The sequence below is a fragment of the Leeuwenhoekiella polynyae genome (genome assembly GCF_004104075.1).
Lineage (GTDB): Bacteria > Bacteroidota > Bacteroidia > Flavobacteriales > Flavobacteriaceae > Leeuwenhoekiella > Leeuwenhoekiella polynyae.
In genome coordinates, this window is record NZ_QOVK01000003.1 from 221,734 (window position 1) to 240,037 (window position 18,304).

Genomic DNA, 18,304 nt, shown 5'->3' on the forward strand with positions numbered 1-18,304 from the left:
CGCTAGTTTTGAATAAAGAAGAATTAGAAAGAGCGTTTCAGGATGCTGCCAGAAAAGCAAGTGAAACCAAAACGGTTTTACCTCCAGACATTCAGTTGTTGCTTTATGCTCATTACAAACAAGGTAATCAAAAAAGCAAATTAATACCGGTAGAGAATATTAAAGAAAATGATCTGCGTAGTGCTTTTAAATACAACGCTCTTATTCAGATAAAAGGTCTTTCTGCTACAGAAGCAAAAAAGGAATACATCAGACTTGTAGACCAATATATTCCTGATTAGGTCAAAAACAAAAAACCCTGAGTTAAGACTCAGGGTTTTTTAATTATATACTATTTCAAAATATTATTTTAAAGCTGCCAGTCGTTTCTCAAGTGCATCTATTTTTGCCTGAGCATCAGCTTGTTTCTGCTTTTCTATAGCAACCACTTGCTCTGGAGCGTTGTTTACAAAACGCTCATTAGAAAGCTTTTTAGAAACTGAATTCATGAAGCCTTTTGTATATTCTAATTCTTCAGTGATTTTTGCGATTTCAGCATCTACATCTATCGCTCCAGTCAACGGAATAAAGTATTCGTTAGCCTTTACCCTAAAGGAAAGCGCTCCATCTTTACTAGCCTCTGTTGCTTCAATCTTAGATAGATTACACAACTTAATAATGATGTCATCGTAACGTTCTGAAAAGCCTTCCGTATTCATTACAAACAGCTCAAGCTCATCTTTAAAAGAAATATTCTTCTCTTTTCTAATCGCTCTAACTCCAGTAATTACTTGAGTTGCCAGTTCAAAATCTGCTAAAATTTCGGCATTTCCAGTTTCAATTTTAGGCCATTGATTAATAATCAACGCCTCTTCTGGAGTACGATCTGTTATATTTTGCCAAATTTCTTCCGAAGCAAAAGGAGTAAATGGATGTAGGATACGCAGGTTATTTTCTAAAGCTTCAATAACCGCATCATAAGTTTTCTTATCAATGGGTTTGCCGTATTCAGGTTTGACAACCTCAAGTAACCAACTACAGAAATCATCCCAAACCAACTTATATGTGGCCATCAGCGCGTCGCTAATACGATACTTACTGAAATGATCTTCAATCTCTACTCCAGCCTGTTTGAAACGTTCTGTATACCACTCTAAACCTTTAATGCTGGCTTGAGGCTGTTCTATAGTAGCGTCTACTTCCCACCCTTTAATAAGTCTAAAAGCATTCCAGATTTTATTCACAAAGCCTTTACCCTGCTTACAGAGGTCTTCATCAAACAACAAGTCATTTCCGGCAGCAGCACTTAATAGTAAACCAACACGCACACCATCTGCACCATAATCATCAATAAGTTTCATCGCATCTGGCGAATTTCCTAGAGACTTAGACATTTTACGGCGGTCTGCATCACGAACCAATCCGGTCAAATACACATTTGTAAATGGCTTTTCACCGGTATACTCATACCCTGCCATAATCATACGCGCAACCCAGAAAAATAAAATATCTGGTCCCGTAACGAGGTCATTAGTCGGATAGTAGTATTTAAAATCTTCGTTATCAGGGTTTACAACTCCGTCAAAGACACTCATAGGCCACAACCAAGAAGAAAACCACGTATCCAGCGCATCTTCATCCTGACGTAAATCAGCATCGGTTAAGCTATCGTTTCCGGTTTTCGCCTTCGCGGAAGCTAAAGCCTCTTCTCTGTTTTTAGCAACAACAAAATCTTCTTTACCATTACCGTAATAATAAGCCGGTATCTGCTGCCCCCACCATAATTGACGTGAAATATTCCAGTCTCTGATGTTTTCCATCCAGTGACGATAGGTATTGTCAAATTTCTTCGGAAATAAATTCACTTCTTCCGTCTCGAGAACCGCTTTAATAGCCGGCTCTGCAAGATCTTTCATCTTCAAAAACCACTGATCAGAAAGCTTTGGCTCAATTACAGCTTTTGTTCGTTCTGAAGTTCCTACTTTATTGGTATGTGTTTCAGTTTTTACTAAAGCACCAGAATCTTTAAGTTCTTTTACAATTTCGTCACGAACAACAAAACGGTCTTTACCCGAATAGTGTAACCCGTATTCGTTTAAAGAAGCATCATCATTGAAGATATCAATTACATCAAGACCGTGCTTATCTCCCAACATTTTATCGTTCTCGTCGTGAGCCGGAGTAACTTTTAAACAACCAGTACCAAACTCTAAGTCAACATATTCATCTTCAATAATAGGTACACTACGGTTAACAATAGGTACAATTGCTTTTTTTCCTCGTAAATGAGCAAAACGCGCATCATTAGGATTGATGCAAATAGCAGTATCTCCAAAAATAGTTTCAGGTCTCGTCGTTGCGATGGTTAGTACCTCATCACTATCTTCTAATTTATAATTTAAATAATATAAATATCCCTGACGCTCCTCGTGAATAACCTCCTCATCAGAAAGTGTTGTTTGAGCTTCAGGATCCCAGTTTACCATACGATGGCCACGGTAAATAAGTCCTTTATTATATAAGTCAATAAAGCATTGAATAACACTGGCTGACATGGTGTCATCCATCGTAAAACGCAAACGCTCCCAGTCGCAAGAAGCTCCTAATTTCTTAAGTTGATCAAGAATAGTCCCGCCGTATTTATCGGTCCATTCCCAAGCATGCTTTAAGAATTCTTCACGAGTAAGGTCACTTTTATTGATTCCTTCAGCCTTCAATTTTGCAACAACTTTAGCTTCAGTCGCAATAGACGCGTGATCTGTACCAGGAACCCAGCAAGCATTAAGGCCTTTTAAACGCGCACGACGTATTAAAACATCTTGAATGGTATTATTCAGCATATGCCCCATATGTAAAATACCCGTCACGTTAGGGGGTGGTATTACAATGGTATACGGCTCTTTATCATTAGGTTCTGAATGAAAATAATTATGTTCCATCCAGTAGTCGTACCACTTTTGCTCAACGTCTTTTGAGCTGTATTTTGAAGCTAATGCCATTCTTGGTCTAATTTTTGTCTATAAGAGTGCAAAAGTACTTATATACTAAGGATTTTAAAAAGAACCGAAGCATTAAAAAAACAACTTTTAAGCAAGCAATTAAGATTAAAAAACAAGGCTCAACCATAATAATGAGCTACATTTTTGCACAAACATCAGAATAGGCTTACTTTTATGCTTCATTAACACTTAGAATTATGAAAAAAATCGTTTTAATACTTGCTGTAGGTCTAATGACTTTAGGTTTACAAGCTCAAGAAAAGAAAGCTGCGATTACTTTCGAGACAGACGTTATTGATTATGGCGAAGTTGCTCATGGAGGCGATGGTACCCGTGAATTTAAATTCACAAATACAGGTGACGCACCTTTGGTAATCTCTAAAGCGTATTCAACGTGCGGTTGTACGGTACCAAGCCCACCTAAAGATCCAATTGCTCCAGGTGAAAGCGACGTGATTAAAGTAAAATATGACACCAATCGTTCACCGGGTCCAATACGTAAAACCATAACGGTTTATACTAATGCTTCTGCTGAACCCTATACGTTAAAGATTAAAGGTACTTTACTACCTGCATCTAACTAAGGAAACTTATTAGACTTAAAATTTAAAGCGACCAATTTGGTCGCTTTTTTTTTAGTGCATCAATTATTTTAAGAACTAGTTCTAGTGTCTTTTAATGAGGCCCCTCAAGCAATTTCCTCAATTTCAGTTTGCAAGTAAAAACATATCCTTTTCGATCTACTTTAAGACGTAAAATTTCTCCTTCATCCCTGTAGAAGTATTTTGTAATATCATTTAAATCAAGTTTTGTTACATCTCTTCCATTCAACTTAATAATTCGATCGCCAACGTTCAACCCCGCCTCAGCACCTGGAGAATTTTCTCTTATAGCCGCTATCTCATAATTAGGTTTTAATTGTAACTGCGGAAATTCGATCGTATGAGTAGCCAAAAACACCGTTTTACCAGAGCTAAGAGAATAATCGTTTGTTGTAGATGTTTTTTGAATTCGGTAATCTAAACCTGCTACCAGCTCAAAACCCGTGTGTTCAACAACAAGCCCACTTCGGTTATACCGAAACGGGTTGTCAAAATACTTATTCTTCTTAAGTTTTAGCGTCTTAGAATCATAATCTAGATAGACCGTAAATCTGCGTAAAACCTCAGAACCTAAACTTCCGTTTCTGTAGGACACTCCATTAAGATACTCTAACGAACTTGAGTCAGGATACGCGACATTCACGTGGTTTAATGCAAAATCACCTAACTTTAATTCTTTTATGCGAGATCTGCTACCCAAAACTTCTCCGTTAAGTCCCAATCCTAAATGATCTTTGAATGAGTTTTTAGAAACCTCTATCCCATCGTGGGTTTCTTCAAAAAGCCACAACGCATCACCACTACCAGAGTCTAATAATAGTTTAGCCCTAAGTTCTTGGTTATTGTCAACCAAATTCAAGTCAACATAAGGCTTTCCCTCTTTTAATTCAAAAGGAATTGTCACACAAGAACGACACTTTTTTTTCTTAAAAACTTCCGGCAGATAAAGTTTGACTAATGCTTTGTCGTAGCGCATTTCGACACCCAAATCTTTTAATAAACTATAACCTATAATCCCATGAACCGGAAATCCCAATCGTGGAGAAAAATTTTGACTGCTATCCGGTATATAATAAACCGTCTGATTTATCGCTGCAGCACTACCTATATTGATAATATTATGGGTTGACTTTATAGCTTTTGAAGGTTTTCCATCCCCAGCACCACGAAGCCAAACTGTAGATTTATTATTCAACTCAAGTTGATAATCAGCATCTACACCAAAGAGAATAGTAGACCGTACACCGGTGTCTAAAAGAAAAGATAGCTCAAGCCCGTTGACCTGAACAGGAATAATCATAAGGTTATTGACGACTTTAGCTTTTATTTTTATACTTTTTTCACCCTCAGGCAAAAGAAAACGGCCTTGTCCGGAAACATCAGAAGATGACAATAAACCAACCAATACCGATAAAAAATAAAAAATACGCATAATCAGACCTCATATACTATGAATTTAGCATTTTTAAACTAATTACACTAATTCATTCTTAAAATTATTTTCTCACTAATAATTCGCAACTTTGCAACCTAAATAAATCGACTCATGCCGCAATTATCACAAAAAGGGCTAATGATGCCCCAGTCTCCTATTCGCAAGCTAGTACCCTATGCAGAAGCTGCAGAAGCAAGAGGCATTACTATACATCAATTAAACATTGGTCAGCCGGATATTAAAACACCTCAAACAGCATTAGATGCTGTTAAAAAAGCTGATATAGAAGTACTTTCATACAGCCACTCTGCAGGTTTTTTAAGCTATCGCGAAAAGTTAGCTGCTTATTATGGAAAACAGGGAATCGCTATTGAGCCTTCAGATATTATTATTTCTACTGGTGGTTCTGAGGCATTGATGTTTGCTATGGGCAGTGTCACAGATCCGGGTGATGAGATTATTATCCCTGAACCATTTTATGCCAATTATAATGGTTTTGCTACTGCTTCAGGAGTTACTGTAAAGCCGGTAATTTCTTCTTTTGAAAGTGGTTTTGCATTACCTCCAATTTCTGAGTTTGAAAAACAAATTACTTCAAAAACTAAAGCAATTATCATTTGTAATCCGGGGAATCCTACCGGTTACTTATACAGCAAAGACGAGTTAGATCAACTTTCTGAATTGGTTAAAAAGCACGACCTGTTTTTAATTGCAGATGAAGTTTACAGAGAGTTTGCTTATGATGGTTTACAACACAATTCAGTGTTGAATCAACGAGAGATTGATGAGCATACGATTATGATTGATTCAGTTTCTAAACGCTTTTCTATGTGTGGCGCCCGTATAGGTTGTATCGTGAGTCGCAATAAAGAGTTAATGGCTACAGCTATGAAATTTGCTCAGGCACGTTTGAGCCCGCCAACTCTGGCTCAGATCGCTAGTGAAGCTGCTCTTGACACGCCACAATCTTACTTTGATGAAGTTATTTCTGAATATGTAGATCGTAGAGACACGCTTGTCGCAGGTCTTGAAGCTATCCCAGGCGTAAGCGTTGCAAAACCAAAAGGCGCCTTTTATTGCATTGCAGAATTACCAGTTAAGAATTCTGATGATTTTGCACAATGGCTTTTAGAATCTTTTGAGCACAACAAGAAAACAATTATGGTTGCTCCTGCTGCTGGTTTTTATTCTACTCCGGGAGAAGGCCTTAACCAAGTGCGTATCGCATATGTTCTAAAAAAAGAAGATCTCATTGAGGCTGTAGCCTTACTAAAAGAAGCTCTTAGTCTTTATAAAGATTAATGAATTTACAGCACAACGTTTCCCTTAAAGATTACAATACTTTTGGCATTTCAGCAAAGGCTGAATCTTTTGTATCTGTAACTACAGAAGACGAACTGAAAGAAGCCTTAAGCAGCACTATTGATTCAACTCCATTTATCTTAGGTGGAGGAAGCAATATGCTGCTTAAAACAGATCTCTCTGGTCTCATTATTCATATTGCCTTAAAAGGAATTGAGGTTTTTGATGAAAATGCAGATTATATCTGGCTCAAAGTTGCCGCCGGTGAAAACTGGCATGAGTTTGTAATGCATTGTGTAAACCTAGGATATGGCGGAGTAGAAAATCTAGCCTTAATCCCCGGGAACGTAGGCACTTCACCCGTGCAAAACATAGGTGCTTATGGCATAGAGCTTAAAGATACTTTTTTTAGTTGCACTGCGATTCACCGTGAAACATTAGCTAAAAAAACATTTTCGCTAAGTGCATGTAAATTTGGTTATCGGGATTCTATCTTTAAAAATGAGGCTAAAGATGCTTATATAATTACATCAGTTACGTTTAAACTGAGTAAAACAAACCATAAGCTACATACGGAGTACGGTGCTATTCAAGATATTTTAAAAGAGCAAGCAATTACAAATCCCGGCATTAAAGATATAGCAGAAGCTGTGATCGCAATCCGGTCTTCAAAATTACCAGACCCAGCTGTTCTAGGCAATAGTGGGAGTTTTTTTAAGAATCCGGTTATTTCTAAAACTGAATTTTTAAAGCTTCAGCAAACACATCCTGAAATTCCATTTTATACAGTAAATGATGAGTTTATAAAAGTTCCTGCAGGATGGCTCATCGAGCAAGCCGGTTTTAAAGGGAAACGTTTTGGTGATGCCGGTGTACACTGTAAGCAAGCACTTGTTCTGGTGAATTATGACAACGCCACCGGAGCAGAAATCTGGGATTTGGCTATTCGTATTCAGCAAGAAGTACAGCAGCTTTTTAATATAACCATTCAGCCTGAAGTAAATATTATAGAAGACAGGACAATCTGATCATTTATTTTAAAAGTAAACTACCTCGGGGGACAGCAAGAGGTAGTTGTTAGAAACATTTGTTCTCAATTTTGAGGCAAAGCTCAGAGCATTAAAGCCTTTAGAGCTGCCAATAAAAAATCCGCTCAATGCAATATTCAGCGGATTTTTTTATTTTAAGAGAGTAGTTTATTTAGCTAGCAAAACACGATCAACTTCGTGAATGATCCCGTTTGAAGCATCAATGTTACCTAAAACAATCTGAGTTTTTCTTCCTTTACCATCTTTAATAACGATCTGATCTCCATCACGCATAATGGTCAATTCATCACCTTTAACAGTTGTTAAAGTCGCCTTACCGTTACCTTCATCAATAGCCTTACCTAAGTCTTCAGAACGCATAATCCCTGGAACAACGTGGTATTGAAGCACACCAACTAACATATCTTTATTTTCAGGCTTGGTTAAATCTTCTAGCATGCCTTTCTTTAATTCAGAAAAAGCGTGATCTGTAGGAGCAAAAACTGTGTATTCTCCTTCAGCCATTAGCATTTCAGATAAACCTGCTGCATTTAATGCTATTACCAACGTATCTAACTCATCAGTAGCCATGGCTTTAGAAGCAATACTGTTAGATCTTGCTTCCTCTTTCATTTGCTCTTCTTTCATTTGAGCATCTTTCATCTCCTGCTCCGCTTTATTAGCTTCTGCCATTTCAGTTTCCTGAGCTTCTAATTTTATCTGTTCTTCTTTCTTTTTATCATCATTACAAGAGACTAGCATCAAAGCTCCCATAACAACTGCAAAACTCAATTTACACCTATTCATAACTAATTGTTTTAATGGTTATTAAAGAGCTAATGTATGAATATTAACAACTGGTATAACTTCTTACTTATTAATCTTTAGTTAAACAGTGTTATAAAAATTAACGTATTACGACTACTTGTAAACTTTGGGCTAACCTGCTCATTTTGTATCTTTGTATTAGAATTAAACGTTATGAAACTACTTCTTATCACCCTTGTCCTTTTAGGTCTTGCTTTTGCAGGAATTGCCATAAAAATTTGGGCAAAAAAAGACGGCAAATTTGCCGGTACTTGCGCAAGTCAGAACCCATACCTCAATAAGTCGGGAGAAGCTTGTGGTATGTGTGGCAAAATGCCTGACGAAATAGGCGATTGCTCTACAGAAAAAGCCTCTTAATCACTTCATAATTGATTGCGTTCTTCCCGCTCCTGTTTTACTGTTTCATAGTTATAACATTTATAAACTGCGGGTTTTACACATACATTTCCAGATTTAGTTTTTCAACTCGTTCGCAATGCAGAACAAAAAAAGATGCAGGAATTTCTGTTTTAGTTTGTGCTCAAAATGAAGAGAAGAATCTTCTCACACTAATACCAAAGCTTCTCGCACAAGATTATCGGCAATTTGAGATCATCTTGATCAATGATCACTCTGAAGATGATACTTTGCAAGTTATGCAAGATTTTGCAACACAGAATTCTTTGATCACAATAATTGATCTTAAAACCAAAACCGGAAAAAAATTCGGAATTACTAAGGGTATTCTACATGCTCAATATGAGCATCTGCTTTTCACTGATGCCGATTGTATTCCTCAATCAAAGCATTGGATTTCAGAAATGACCGCTCAGTTTTCTAATGAAAAGCAAATTATCTTAGGATATAGCGGCTATTCTAAAATTGCAAATTCTTGGCTCAATAAAGTGATTCGATTTGAGACTCTTTTAACGGCTATGCAATATTTCGGCTATGCAGAAAACAAAAACCCCTATATGGGAGTGGGAAGAAATTTAGCCTATACGAAAACACTATTCAAAAAGAGTAAAGGGTTTGAAAGTCACGCGCATCTCAAACCTGGTGATGACGATCTTTTTGTAAATCAAAATGCTACAAAAACCAATGTTGCAGTTTGTATAACTTTAGAATCTTTTACTCGTTCTGAACCTAAGAAAAACTGGAATGCTTGGTTTATTCAAAAGAGAAGGCATACTGGCGTTGCTCATCATTATAGATCTAAACATCAGCTTCAACTTGGTGCTTTCTATGCCAGTCAGTTTTTATTTTTTCTCCTATTTGTTTCTTTAGTTGCTATCAATCAACAATTGATACTGATTCTTTCAATATTTATGATCCGAGAAATAATGGTCTGGCTCATCACGTCAAAAGCCGCAATAAAACTTCAGGAAAAAGAGTTAATCCCTTATATACTCATATTAGAACCGTTTTTAGTGAGTATACAAATGCTTATCTTTATAACTAATATCCTGATAAAACCACGCCGTTGGAACTGAATCAAGAAATAATAGACCGTAAAATACTCGAAGCTAAATCCGGGAGTCAGAGTGCTTATAATTATTTATTAAATGCACACTGGAATATGGTTTACCGTTTTCAACTAGAGCGCACTAAAGATGATTTTAAAGCCGAAGAAATCACTATTCAGACGTTTTCTAAAGCCTTTAATCAATTGCATACTTACGACAACAAATACCGTTTCAGCACCTGGTTAGTAACCATTTCAAAAAACCTACACATAGATTTCTTACGGAAAGAAAACAGTCAGCGACAACTTTTAAGCAAAGAAGATAAACTCAATAAAGTTGTTGATGAAAATCCTACTCCAGAAGATGCTTTGATTACCGAACAAAATCTTTCTGAATTACTTGCTCATATTAAAAAGCTAAAGCCACATTATCAAGAAATGATAAATTTACGCTACTTTCAGGAAATGAGTTATAAGGAAATGGCGCAAACTCTTGATGAACCCATGAGCAATGTAAAAGTTAAACTATTGCGTGCACGCCGCTTACTTTCTGATCTCATCGAAAAAGATCAATAACAAAGTCTTCTATTTTGAGTATTCTATGAAGCATTTTTTAAGACAACTGGGGCCGGGTTTGCTGTTTGCAGGTGCTGCAATTGGCGTCTCACATTTAGTACAATCTACCCGAGCAGGTGCAGATTATGGTTTTGGACTTATCTGGGCATTGGTGCTTATTCATATAATTAAATATCCTTTCTTTCAATTTGGGCCGCGTTATGCAGCAGCAACAGGTAAGAGTTTACTTGACGGCTATAAGAAATTAGGCAAAATCGTTTTGGTGATTTATTTCATCATCAACCTGTTGACTATGTTCACCATTCAAACTGCGGTCACAATAGTTACCGCAGGTATTGCCACCTATATTTTTGGCATAGATTGGAATATCACAACGTGGAGCTTACTCATTACCGGAGTCTGCACCATCATCCTTCTTTTAGGTAGATACAATCTGCTTGATAACCTGATGAAGTTTATCGTCATCACGCTAACCATAAGTACAATTATAGCGGTAAGTATCGCTGGTTTTGAACCTCATCAGGAAGTTGATTTTTCTCAAATATTACCATCAGATGCGCTGGGCGTTGCTTTTTTAATTGCTTTTATGGGTTGGATGCCAGCACCATTAGATATTTCAATCTGGCATTCTTTATGGTCATTAGAAAAAGCCAAGACCGGTAAACTGTCGCGCAAATCAGCAATTTTTGACTTTAATATTGGATATATTGGTACTATATCTGTGGGAATATGTTTTGTTGCTTTAGGAGCTCTTGTGATGCACAAGACTGGTCAAACATTTAGCGCTAACGGAGTGACATTTGCAAAGAACCTGATCGATATGTACACCATAAATCTTGGTGACTGGGCTTTTTACCTCATTGGTATTGCTGCATTAACAACCATGTTTAGCACAACACTTACCACACTTGATGCTTCACCCAGAGCGATGTCAAGAACAATCGATTTAATTTTTGAAAAACCTGTAAAAAATGGCTATTCCGTATGGATGGTTATTTTAATACTGGGAACAGGAGGTATCTTACTATTTCTTACTAATGAAATGGGAATCTTGGTTCAAGTTGCCACTGTTCTTTCCTTTTTAACAGCACCTTTTTTTGCAATTGCAAATTATTATGCGATTAGTTCAAAAGAAGTCCCTGAAGCCGATAGGCCGAGTAAAGGCTTAAAAATATTCAGTTTACTGAGTATTGTATTGCTCATCGCATTTAGCATTTGGTATGTAAGTACGCTATTTTAAATTACTTTTTACGGTCAAAGCTACGGGTTCTTATGGGAGCATTTTCAATTACAGTGGAAAGCACAATATGCGTTTTGGTTTCGCCGTAAGTAATAAGCTTATCAATAAACTCTTCGAGATGAAACTGATCAAAGAGAACCACTTCCATAAAGATATTTTCATTACCTGTAATGCGGTAACAATTGAGCACTTCGCTAAAATCGTGTACTTTTTCTAAAAATGGTTTCAACCTTCCCATAAATGCGCGCAAAGTAATTATAGCTTTAAGTTGATGACCAGATTCAATATGAGAGATTTCGGCCTTATAACCTATAAGCACACCGGCGTCTTCCATTTTTCTAATGCGTTCTGCAACTGCCGGTGAAGTTATACCTACTTCGCGCCCTATTGCACTAACACTCATACGTGCATTACGCTGTAATATTTGCAGAATTTTCCAGTTTGTAGAATCTATATGCATATTTAAATAAAATATCTTTTTTTCTTTAAAATTTAAAGTAAATATATTCTTTTACTTTAAAACTTATATATACATGTTGTTGATTCCTGCTAATTTTGAGTCACTATAAAAAGAATGAGTTATACACCCAGAAATACACGACTTTATAACCAGGCAATTGAGATCCTGAAGCTTTCACGCTCAGTTTCAAACTATTTGGTTTACGATCTTGCCCATTTACAAAATAATGGCAATGAGAATCCGTTTGTGTACTTTACCGGTGACATTGTACGCCAATCAGACTCCTTAGCCCCCGAAATTCTAAAAGCAGAAAGTCAGGTTTTTCAAGACGACCGCTTGAAACATGCAGAATCTTTAGATAGATTAACAACCAGCCTGTACCGCACGTGTGAACGTCTAGAACGCGCAGAGAGCAACGGCAAAGATTTTGTGCGCATTTTGAGACGGGAAGTGCGCAAATTCAGACGTCTGCAACATAAATGGATGATGACGCTTTAAATCTGTTATTGCATTTAGAAATATTAGTAGTATTTTAAATCAATACCTTTCACCCCTATAAAAGGTTAATGATTTAAAGCTTATTCTCCATGACACCTGACGATGATTTAAATGCTAAAAATGACTATCACAATAGCGCCCTTTTTAAAAAAGCTTCAGAAATTTTAAAATTAGCAAACCGAATTGCTGAGATTGCTTCTTCTTACGAGATTGAGAGTTCAGAAGAGAATGAACAAGAAATTTTAAGAAGTCAGGCTCTTTTTATTAGAGAAGATGCTTCAATTATTCCTGCAAAAATTGCCGGTGCGTGGAACTGCGATCTTTATGATATTAAGATGGAAAAAGCTACCATTATTCGCAAATGTGCTCGTGATCTTGCTACACACATGACAGGCTTAGAAATGTATGGTTTTAAAGAAACGGAATATCTTGACCTGCTACGTGACGAGATTGAACACTTTAGAATCTTATTTGCCGAATGGGTAGCAACCTTTGACCCATGGAATTATATTATAGATCGCTGGGGATTATTCAATCCTCCGGGAATTAACTATGATGATCCAGATTCAGATGATGACCTTCCTTTTGATCCAGATGATCTGGACTTTGAAGACTAAGTTTTAAAGAAACTATTATTTAGATCATCATCGTGTTATCTTACAGGTCTTGCTATACACTCTCAATTTCCCACACCGTTCTGCTTACATATTTCTTCTATACTGACCACCCACTTCAAAAAGAGCGTTTGTGATTTGACCCAATGAACATACCTTAGTTGCTTCCATGAGTTTTTCAAACATGTTCTCGTTGCTTATTGCTGCTTCCTGAACGGCATTAAGAGCAGCTTCTGCTGTATCTTCATAGGCTTTGTGCAGATTTTGAAGGGTTTGAATCTGAGCTTGTTTTTCTTCTTCTGTAGCACGGATTACTTCCATGGGCTTTACGGTTGGAGAGCCTTTACTACTTAAAAAGGTATTTACACCAATGATTGGGAAATCACCATTATGTTTTAGTGTCTCGTAATACAAACTCTCTTCCTGAATCTTACTGCGCTGATACATGGTTTCCATAGCTCCTAAAACACCACCACGTTCGGTAATGCGATCAAACTCCTGCAAGACGGCTTCTTCTACCAGATCAGTTAATTCTTCAATAATAAATGCGCCTTGAATGGGATTCTCATTTTTGGTCAACCCTAATTCCTTATTGATTATCAACTGAATCGCCATGGCACGCCTAACGCTTTCTTCTGTAGGCGTAGTGATCGCTTCATCATACGCATTGGTATGTAACGAATTACAATTATCATAAATTGCATACAAGGCTTGAAGCGTGGTACGTATGTCATTAAAATCTATTTCTTGCGCGTGTAACGAACGCCCGGATGTCTGTATGTGATACTTCAACATTTGCGCTCGCGGATTCGCTCCGTATTTATGCTTTAAAGCTTTTGCCCAAATTTTACGGGCCACACGACCAATAACTGCATACTCAGGATCTACTCCATTGCTGAAGAAAAACGAGAGGTTAGGACCAAACTTATTGATATCCATACCGCGACTGAGATAGTACTCCACATAGGTAAATCCATTTGCCAGCGTAAAAGCCAATTGTGTGATAGGATTAGCTCCTGCTTCAGCAATATGATATCCTGAAATAGAAACCGAATAGAAATTTCGGATTTGTTTCTCAATAAAATATTCTTGCACATCACCCATCAATCTCAAGGCGAATTCCGTAGAAAATATACATGTGTTTTGTGCCTGATCTTCCTTTAAAATATCAGCTTGTACTGTACCCCTTACCTGCTGTATCGTTTCAGCTTTAATTTTTTCGTAAACGTTCTCTGGCAAAACCTGATCTCCGGTAACACCTAACAACATCAAACCAAGACCATTATTTCCTTCAGGTAACTCTCCATGATATACAGGGCGATCCAGACCGTTTTTCTTATAAATAGCCTGAATGGTTTTTTCAACCTCCTCTTCTAGTTTATGCTCTTGAATATATTTCTCACAAGCCTGATCAATCGCTGCGTTCATAAAAAAGCCCAACAGCATAGGTGCAGGCCCATTTATGGTCATACTTACCGAGGTCATTGGGTTCGCAAGATCAAAACCAGAATATAATTTTTTCGCATCATCTAAACAACAAATTGAAACTCCCGCATTACCTATTTTACCGTAAATATCCGGGCGGTGATCAGGATCATTCCCGTAAAGAGTTACGCTATCAAACGCAGTAGAAAGACGTTTTGCAGGTAAACCCATACTCACATAATGAAAACGTCTGTTAGTTCGTTCTGGCCCACCTTCTCCTGCAAACATGCGTGTAGGGTCTTCACCAGTACGCTTAAAGGGATACAATCCCGCAGCATACGGGAATTCTCCCGGAACATTTTCTTGCAAAACCCACTTTAATATGTCACCCCAGGCTTGATATTTTGGTAAAGCCACTTTCGGTATTTGTGAATGTGAAAGCGATTCTGAATGGGTATCAATCTTAATTTCTTTATCGCGTACCTTAAAGGCGTAAACTGGCTGCGTATACTTATTGACTTTTTCAGACCAACCTGTAATCACCTCCCAATTATAAGGGTCAAGATCCATTTTAAGTTTATCAAATGCTGCCAAAAGTAATTTTGCTAAATCTCCATCTTGCAAATCCTGACTTATAACTAATCCCGTTTTATCAAGTTGTGGCATTTCACCGATTACCGTATCAATAGTTTTAAAAATGCCGTAAAGCTTTTGTGCTACCTCAGCTTGTTGGTAAGATGTCTGATCATAACTTCGATTGGTCTCAGCAATTTCAGAAAGATACCGTGTACGCGCCGGTGGAATTACAAATATCTTTTCAGACATTTCATCACTGATCTCGAACGAACTCTTCAAATCGGTTTCTGTTTTTTCAACCAATTCATCCATTATCGCTTTATACAGTTGGTTCATCCCGGGATCATTAAACTGCGAAGCAATAGTACCAAAAATAGGCAACTCACCCTGCGGCGTATCCCACAGCTGATGATTGCGCATATATTGTTTTTTCACATCCCTCAACGCATCCTGAGCGCCACGTTTATCAAACTTATTGATCGAAACCAGATCAGCAAAATCAAGCATATCGATTTTCTCAAGCTGGGTAGCCGCTCCAAACTCTGGCGTCATTACATAAAGAGAAACATCACTATGATCTAAAATCTCCGTATCGCTTTGACCAATACCACTCGTTTCTAAAATAATTAGATCGTATTCCGCGGCTTTAAGCACCTCTACCGCTTCTTGCACATGTTTAGAAAGCGCCAGATTACTCTGTCTCGTTGCCAAAGAGCGCATATATACACGAGGGGAATTGATGGCATTCATACGGATACGATCACCTAAAAGTGCACCACCCGTTTTTCTCTTAGAAGGATCTACAGAAACAATACCTAAAGTTTTTTTTGGAAAATCATTTAAAAAACGACGCACAAGTTCATCTACCAATGAAGACTTCCCGGCACCTCCGGTACCCGTAATTCCGAGAACAGGGGTGTGGTTTGATTCATTTTCAGCATTAAATAGCTTTAAAAAAGTATCGTGATTATTTTCGGCAGCAGAAATCAGACGTGCAATTGTATTTACCTCTTTAGCTTTTAACTGCTTGGAAATTTCAGTTTTTAGTTGAGGAGCTGGTGTTTTATAATCAGCTTGCTTTACCAGATCGTTTATCATTCCCTGTAAACCCATTTCTCGTCCATCATCTGGCGCATAAATTCGGGTTATACCGTAATTCATCAGTTCTTCGATCTCTTCCGGCAGGATCACTCCACCTCCACCACCAAAAATCTTAATATGTCCCGCTCCCTTGTCCTGAAGCAAATCATACATATATTTAAAATATTCGGTATGACCACCTTGATACGAAGTCATCGCAATTGCCTGTACATCCTCTTGAATTGCAGTATTCACAACCTCCTCTACACTACGATCGTGCCCTAAATGTATAACCTCAACACCTGTAGACTGAATGATACGTCGCATAATATTTATAGCTGCATCGTGGCCATCAAAAAGTGAAGCTGCAGTTACAATACGGACTTTGTGATTAGGAATATAGGGTTCGATTTGATTCATTCGTAAATTTTTACTTTTTAAAGAGCTCTAAATTAAATAATAATCAACAAACACTTAATTATTTTGTGTTATTAATATTATAATTTGAAACATAATTTTCTAGATTAGCTTGATGAAACACTACTGTTCTATGTGTACAAATTTCAAATCAGCCTTTTAAATTATGCAGAAAATTACGCTTTTAATTAATTGCCCCGATCGTAAGGGAATCGTGACCACCATCACACAATTTATATTAGAAAAACAAGGCAATATTGTCTATCTAGATCAGCACGTAGACAGACAAGAAAGTACTTTTTTTATGCGTATTGAGACTGAATTTGATCAGCCGGAATTTAGTATTTCAAGTTTTGAAAAAAAATTTGCGGAGCGTTTTGAAACAGATTATCAACTCACCTATCAATTATTTGATGCGTTACACAAGCCTAGATTGGCTTTATTTGTTTCCAAATACGACCACTGCTTGTATGATTTATTAGGCCGAAACGCTTCTGGAGAATTACAGGTTGAAATCCCATTGATCATCAGCAATCACCCTGACCTAGAAATCGTTGCAAAACGATTTGACATTCCGTTTAAATACATTCCGGTAACTAAAGGTACAAAGGCTGAAGCTGAAGCTGAACAGATAAAAACAATCAAAGAACATAACATTGATCTGATCATTCTAGCTCGCTATATGCAAATCATTTCTGATGATTTTGTATCGAAATTCAAGCATCAGATTATAAATATTCACCACTCTTTTCTTCCGGCATTTATTGGAGCAAAACCCTATCACGCAGCTTTTGAACGCGGTGTAAAAATCATAGGAGCAACCAGCCACTATGTTACGGCAGATCTAGATGAAGGACCTATTATTGAACAAGAAATCGTACGCGTTTCACATGTTCATTCGGTACAAGACTTTATTTTAAAAGGTCGTGATCTGGAGAAAGTAGTACTTGCTAGAGCCATAAAAGCACACATAGAGCACAAAGTGCTTGTTTTTGGTAATAAAACCGTGATTTTCTCTTAAGTCTCATTTCTTAAATACTTTAGAATAGCTTAACTTAACTCAGTAATGCCTTAAGGTACACTTACAAATTAAATCCATGAAAAAAGTAATTGCATTCCTATCTCTTATAATTTTAACCAGTTGTGCCGAATTACAATCTGTAGTCGACAGTTTACCCAATCAAGTAGGCGTAGACAACACAACCATTGCAAGCGGTCTGCGACAAGCATTAGATTTTGGTATTGATAAACAAGTAACTAAACTTACTCAGGAAAATGGTTTTTATGGAAACTCTTTAGTAAAAATTGTACTCCCTGAAGAATTACAGAAAGTTGATCAAACGTTACGCAGCGTTGGTCTAAGCAGTCTGGCTGACGAAGGACTGAAGGTTTTAAATCGCGCTGCTGAAGACGCTGTAGGCGAAGCTACACCTATATTTGTAGACGCTGTAAAAGGGATAACTTTTACGGATGCCAAAAATATTTTATTAGGAAACGATTCAGCTGCTACTTCTTATTTAGAGAATAAAACCAATACCGCTTTATATGCTAAATTTAATCCGGTTATTAAGCAGTCATTCAGTAAGGTAGGAGCAGATAAAATCTGGAGTAATTTGATTACAAAATACAATGCGCTGCCTCTTACCAATGATGTAAATCCTGACCTTACTGATTATGTCACCAAAGAGGCTCTGAAAGGTGTTTATACTATGATTGCCGTAGAAGAAAAAGATATCAGAACAAATATTGCTTCCCGCACAACCACTCTTCTAAAAAAGGTTTTTGCGCTTCAAGATTAAAA

At 37.3% G+C, this 18,304-nt stretch carries 17 protein-coding genes; 12 read left to right on the plus strand and 5 right to left on the minus strand.

Annotated elements, in window-relative coordinates; all coding sequences use genetic code 11:
* Positions 1–8 precede the first annotated feature (8 nt).
* The gene (locus DSM02_RS06200) at positions 9–281 is read left to right on the plus strand and encodes an acyl-CoA-binding protein (protein WP_128764803.1); all 273 of its coding nucleotides are present in this window, start codon (positions 9–11) and stop codon (positions 279–281) included.
* Positions 282–344: 63 nt separating this feature from the next.
* Here the strand turns inward: DSM02_RS06200 and DSM02_RS06205 are convergent, their stop codons facing one another.
* Positions 345–2,978, minus strand: a complete 2,634-nt coding sequence (locus tag DSM02_RS06205) for a valine--tRNA ligase (protein WP_128764804.1) — start codon at positions 2,976–2,978, stop codon at positions 345–347.
* A 197-nt stretch (positions 2,979–3,175) separates the two neighbouring features.
* Between DSM02_RS06205 and DSM02_RS06210 the strand changes: the two genes are divergently transcribed.
* The gene (locus DSM02_RS06210; protein WP_128761373.1) at positions 3,176–3,562 is read left to right on the plus strand and encodes a DUF1573 domain-containing protein; all 387 of its coding nucleotides are present in this window, start codon (positions 3,176–3,178) and stop codon (positions 3,560–3,562) included.
* Between the two features lie 91 nt (positions 3,563–3,653).
* On the opposite strand, the gene DSM02_RS06215 is transcribed toward DSM02_RS06210, so the two are convergent.
* Positions 3,654–5,012, minus strand: a complete 1,359-nt coding sequence (locus DSM02_RS06215) for an aspartyl protease family protein (RefSeq protein WP_128764805.1) — start codon at positions 5,010–5,012, stop codon at positions 3,654–3,656.
* Positions 5,013–5,126: 114 nt separating this feature from the next.
* Between DSM02_RS06215 and DSM02_RS06220 the strand changes: the two genes are divergently transcribed.
* Both DSM02_RS06220 and murB read left to right on the plus strand, forming a co-directional pair.
* The gene (locus tag DSM02_RS06220; RefSeq protein ID WP_128764806.1) at positions 5,127–6,317 is read left to right on the plus strand and encodes a pyridoxal phosphate-dependent aminotransferase; all 1,191 of its coding nucleotides are present in this window, start codon (positions 5,127–5,129) and stop codon (positions 6,315–6,317) included.
* Positions 6,317–7,345, plus strand: coding sequence for a UDP-N-acetylmuramate dehydrogenase (murB, locus tag DSM02_RS06225; RefSeq protein ID WP_128764807.1), 1,029 nt, complete (start codon positions 6,317–6,319; stop codon positions 7,343–7,345). The genes DSM02_RS06220 and murB overlap by 1 nt, the downstream gene beginning before the upstream one ends.
* Before the next feature lie 168 nt (positions 7,346–7,513).
* Here the strand turns inward: murB and DSM02_RS06230 are convergent, their stop codons facing one another.
* Positions 7,514–8,152: a fasciclin domain-containing protein gene (locus DSM02_RS06230; RefSeq protein ID WP_128764808.1), complete on the minus strand. Its 639-nt coding sequence runs from the start codon at positions 8,150–8,152 to the stop codon at positions 7,514–7,516.
* A gap of 174 nt (positions 8,153–8,326) precedes the next feature.
* Here DSM02_RS06230 and DSM02_RS06235 point away from each other — a divergent pair, with 174 nt between their 5' ends.
* The 4 genes from DSM02_RS06235 to DSM02_RS06250 are packed head-to-tail and all read left to right on the plus strand — an operon-like array spanning position 8,327 to position 11,433.
* Entirely contained in the window at positions 8,327–8,530 is a 204-nt protein-coding gene (locus tag DSM02_RS06235; RefSeq protein ID WP_073100535.1) for a membrane or secreted protein, read from the plus strand.
* 11 nt (positions 8,531–8,541) lie between these two features.
* The gene (locus DSM02_RS06240; protein ID WP_240673991.1) at positions 8,542–9,645 is read left to right on the plus strand and encodes a glycosyltransferase; all 1,104 of its coding nucleotides are present in this window, start codon (positions 8,542–8,544) and stop codon (positions 9,643–9,645) included.
* Entirely contained in the window at positions 9,636–10,193 is a 558-nt protein-coding gene (locus DSM02_RS06245) for an RNA polymerase sigma factor (protein ID WP_128761378.1), read from the plus strand. The genes DSM02_RS06240 and DSM02_RS06245 overlap by 10 nt, the downstream gene beginning before the upstream one ends.
* Positions 10,194–10,218: 25 nt before the next feature.
* Positions 10,219–11,433 carry an Nramp family divalent metal transporter gene (locus tag DSM02_RS06250; protein ID WP_128764809.1) on the plus strand — a complete coding sequence of 405 codons (1,215 nt, stop codon included), beginning with the start codon at positions 10,219–10,221 and terminating at the stop codon, positions 11,431–11,433.
* 1 nt (position 11,434) lies between these two features.
* Here DSM02_RS06250 and DSM02_RS06255 read toward each other — a convergent pair whose 3' ends face one another.
* Positions 11,435–11,893 (minus strand): Lrp/AsnC family transcriptional regulator, encoded by a 459-nt coding sequence (locus DSM02_RS06255; protein WP_128761380.1) that lies wholly within the window; start codon positions 11,891–11,893, stop codon positions 11,435–11,437.
* 114 nt (positions 11,894–12,007) lie between these two features.
* On the opposite strand from DSM02_RS06255, the gene DSM02_RS06260 reads away from it, so the two are divergent.
* Together DSM02_RS06260 and DSM02_RS06265 are read left to right on the plus strand one after the other, a co-directional pair.
* Positions 12,008–12,391 (plus strand): hypothetical protein, encoded by a 384-nt coding sequence (locus DSM02_RS06260; RefSeq protein WP_128761381.1) that lies wholly within the window; start codon positions 12,008–12,010, stop codon positions 12,389–12,391.
* Positions 12,392–12,480: 89 nt separating this feature from the next.
* The gene (locus tag DSM02_RS06265) at positions 12,481–13,008 is read left to right on the plus strand and encodes a hypothetical protein (protein ID WP_128764810.1); all 528 of its coding nucleotides are present in this window, start codon (positions 12,481–12,483) and stop codon (positions 13,006–13,008) included.
* 84 nt (positions 13,009–13,092) lie between these two features.
* On the opposite strand, the gene DSM02_RS06270 is transcribed toward DSM02_RS06265, so the two are convergent.
* A complete protein-coding gene (locus tag DSM02_RS06270) occupies positions 13,093–16,506 on the minus strand; it encodes a methylmalonyl-CoA mutase family protein (RefSeq protein WP_128764811.1) in 3,414 nt (1,137 codons plus the stop codon).
* Between the two features lie 163 nt (positions 16,507–16,669).
* On the opposite strand from DSM02_RS06270, the gene purU reads away from it, so the two are divergent.
* Together purU and DSM02_RS06280 are read left to right on the plus strand one after the other, a co-directional pair.
* Positions 16,670–17,524, plus strand: coding sequence for a formyltetrahydrofolate deformylase (purU, locus tag DSM02_RS06275; protein ID WP_128764812.1), 855 nt, complete (start codon positions 16,670–16,672; stop codon positions 17,522–17,524).
* Positions 17,525–17,600: 76 nt separating this feature from the next.
* Positions 17,601–18,302 (plus strand): DUF4197 domain-containing protein, encoded by a 702-nt coding sequence (locus DSM02_RS06280; RefSeq protein ID WP_128761385.1) that lies wholly within the window; start codon positions 17,601–17,603, stop codon positions 18,300–18,302.
* Positions 18,303–18,304 lie beyond the last annotated feature (2 nt).

Coding starts and splice junctions, on each gene's coding strand:
- DSM02_RS06205 (WP_128764804.1), bottom strand. CDS start 2,978: ATGGCATTAGCTTCAAAATACAGCTCAAAAGACGTTGAGCAAAAGTGG.
- DSM02_RS06210 (WP_128761373.1), top strand. CDS start 3,176: ATGAAAAAAATCGTTTTAATACTTGCTGTAGGTCTAATGACTTTAGGT.
- DSM02_RS06215 (WP_128764805.1), bottom strand. CDS start 5,012: ATGCGTATTTTTTATTTTTTATCGGTATTGGTTGGTTTATTGTCATCT.
- DSM02_RS06220 (WP_128764806.1), top strand. CDS start 5,127: ATGCCGCAATTATCACAAAAAGGGCTAATGATGCCCCAGTCTCCTATT.
- murB (WP_128764807.1), top strand. CDS start 6,317: ATGAATTTACAGCACAACGTTTCCCTTAAAGATTACAATACTTTTGGC.
- DSM02_RS06230 (WP_128764808.1), bottom strand. CDS start 8,152: ATGAATAGGTGTAAATTGAGTTTTGCAGTTGTTATGGGAGCTTTGATG.
- DSM02_RS06235 (WP_073100535.1), top strand. CDS start 8,327: ATGAAACTACTTCTTATCACCCTTGTCCTTTTAGGTCTTGCTTTTGCA.
- DSM02_RS06250 (WP_128764809.1), top strand. CDS start 10,219: ATGAAGCATTTTTTAAGACAACTGGGGCCGGGTTTGCTGTTTGCAGGT.
- DSM02_RS06255 (WP_128761380.1), bottom strand. CDS start 11,893: ATGCATATAGATTCTACAAACTGGAAAATTCTGCAAATATTACAGCGT.
- DSM02_RS06260 (WP_128761381.1), top strand. CDS start 12,008: ATGAGTTATACACCCAGAAATACACGACTTTATAACCAGGCAATTGAG.
- DSM02_RS06265 (WP_128764810.1), top strand. CDS start 12,481: ATGACACCTGACGATGATTTAAATGCTAAAAATGACTATCACAATAGC.
- DSM02_RS06270 (WP_128764811.1), bottom strand. CDS start 16,506: ATGAATCAAATCGAACCCTATATTCCTAATCACAAAGTCCGTATTGTA.
- purU (WP_128764812.1), top strand. CDS start 16,670: ATGCAGAAAATTACGCTTTTAATTAATTGCCCCGATCGTAAGGGAATC.
- DSM02_RS06280 (WP_128761385.1), top strand. CDS start 17,601: ATGAAAAAAGTAATTGCATTCCTATCTCTTATAATTTTAACCAGTTGT.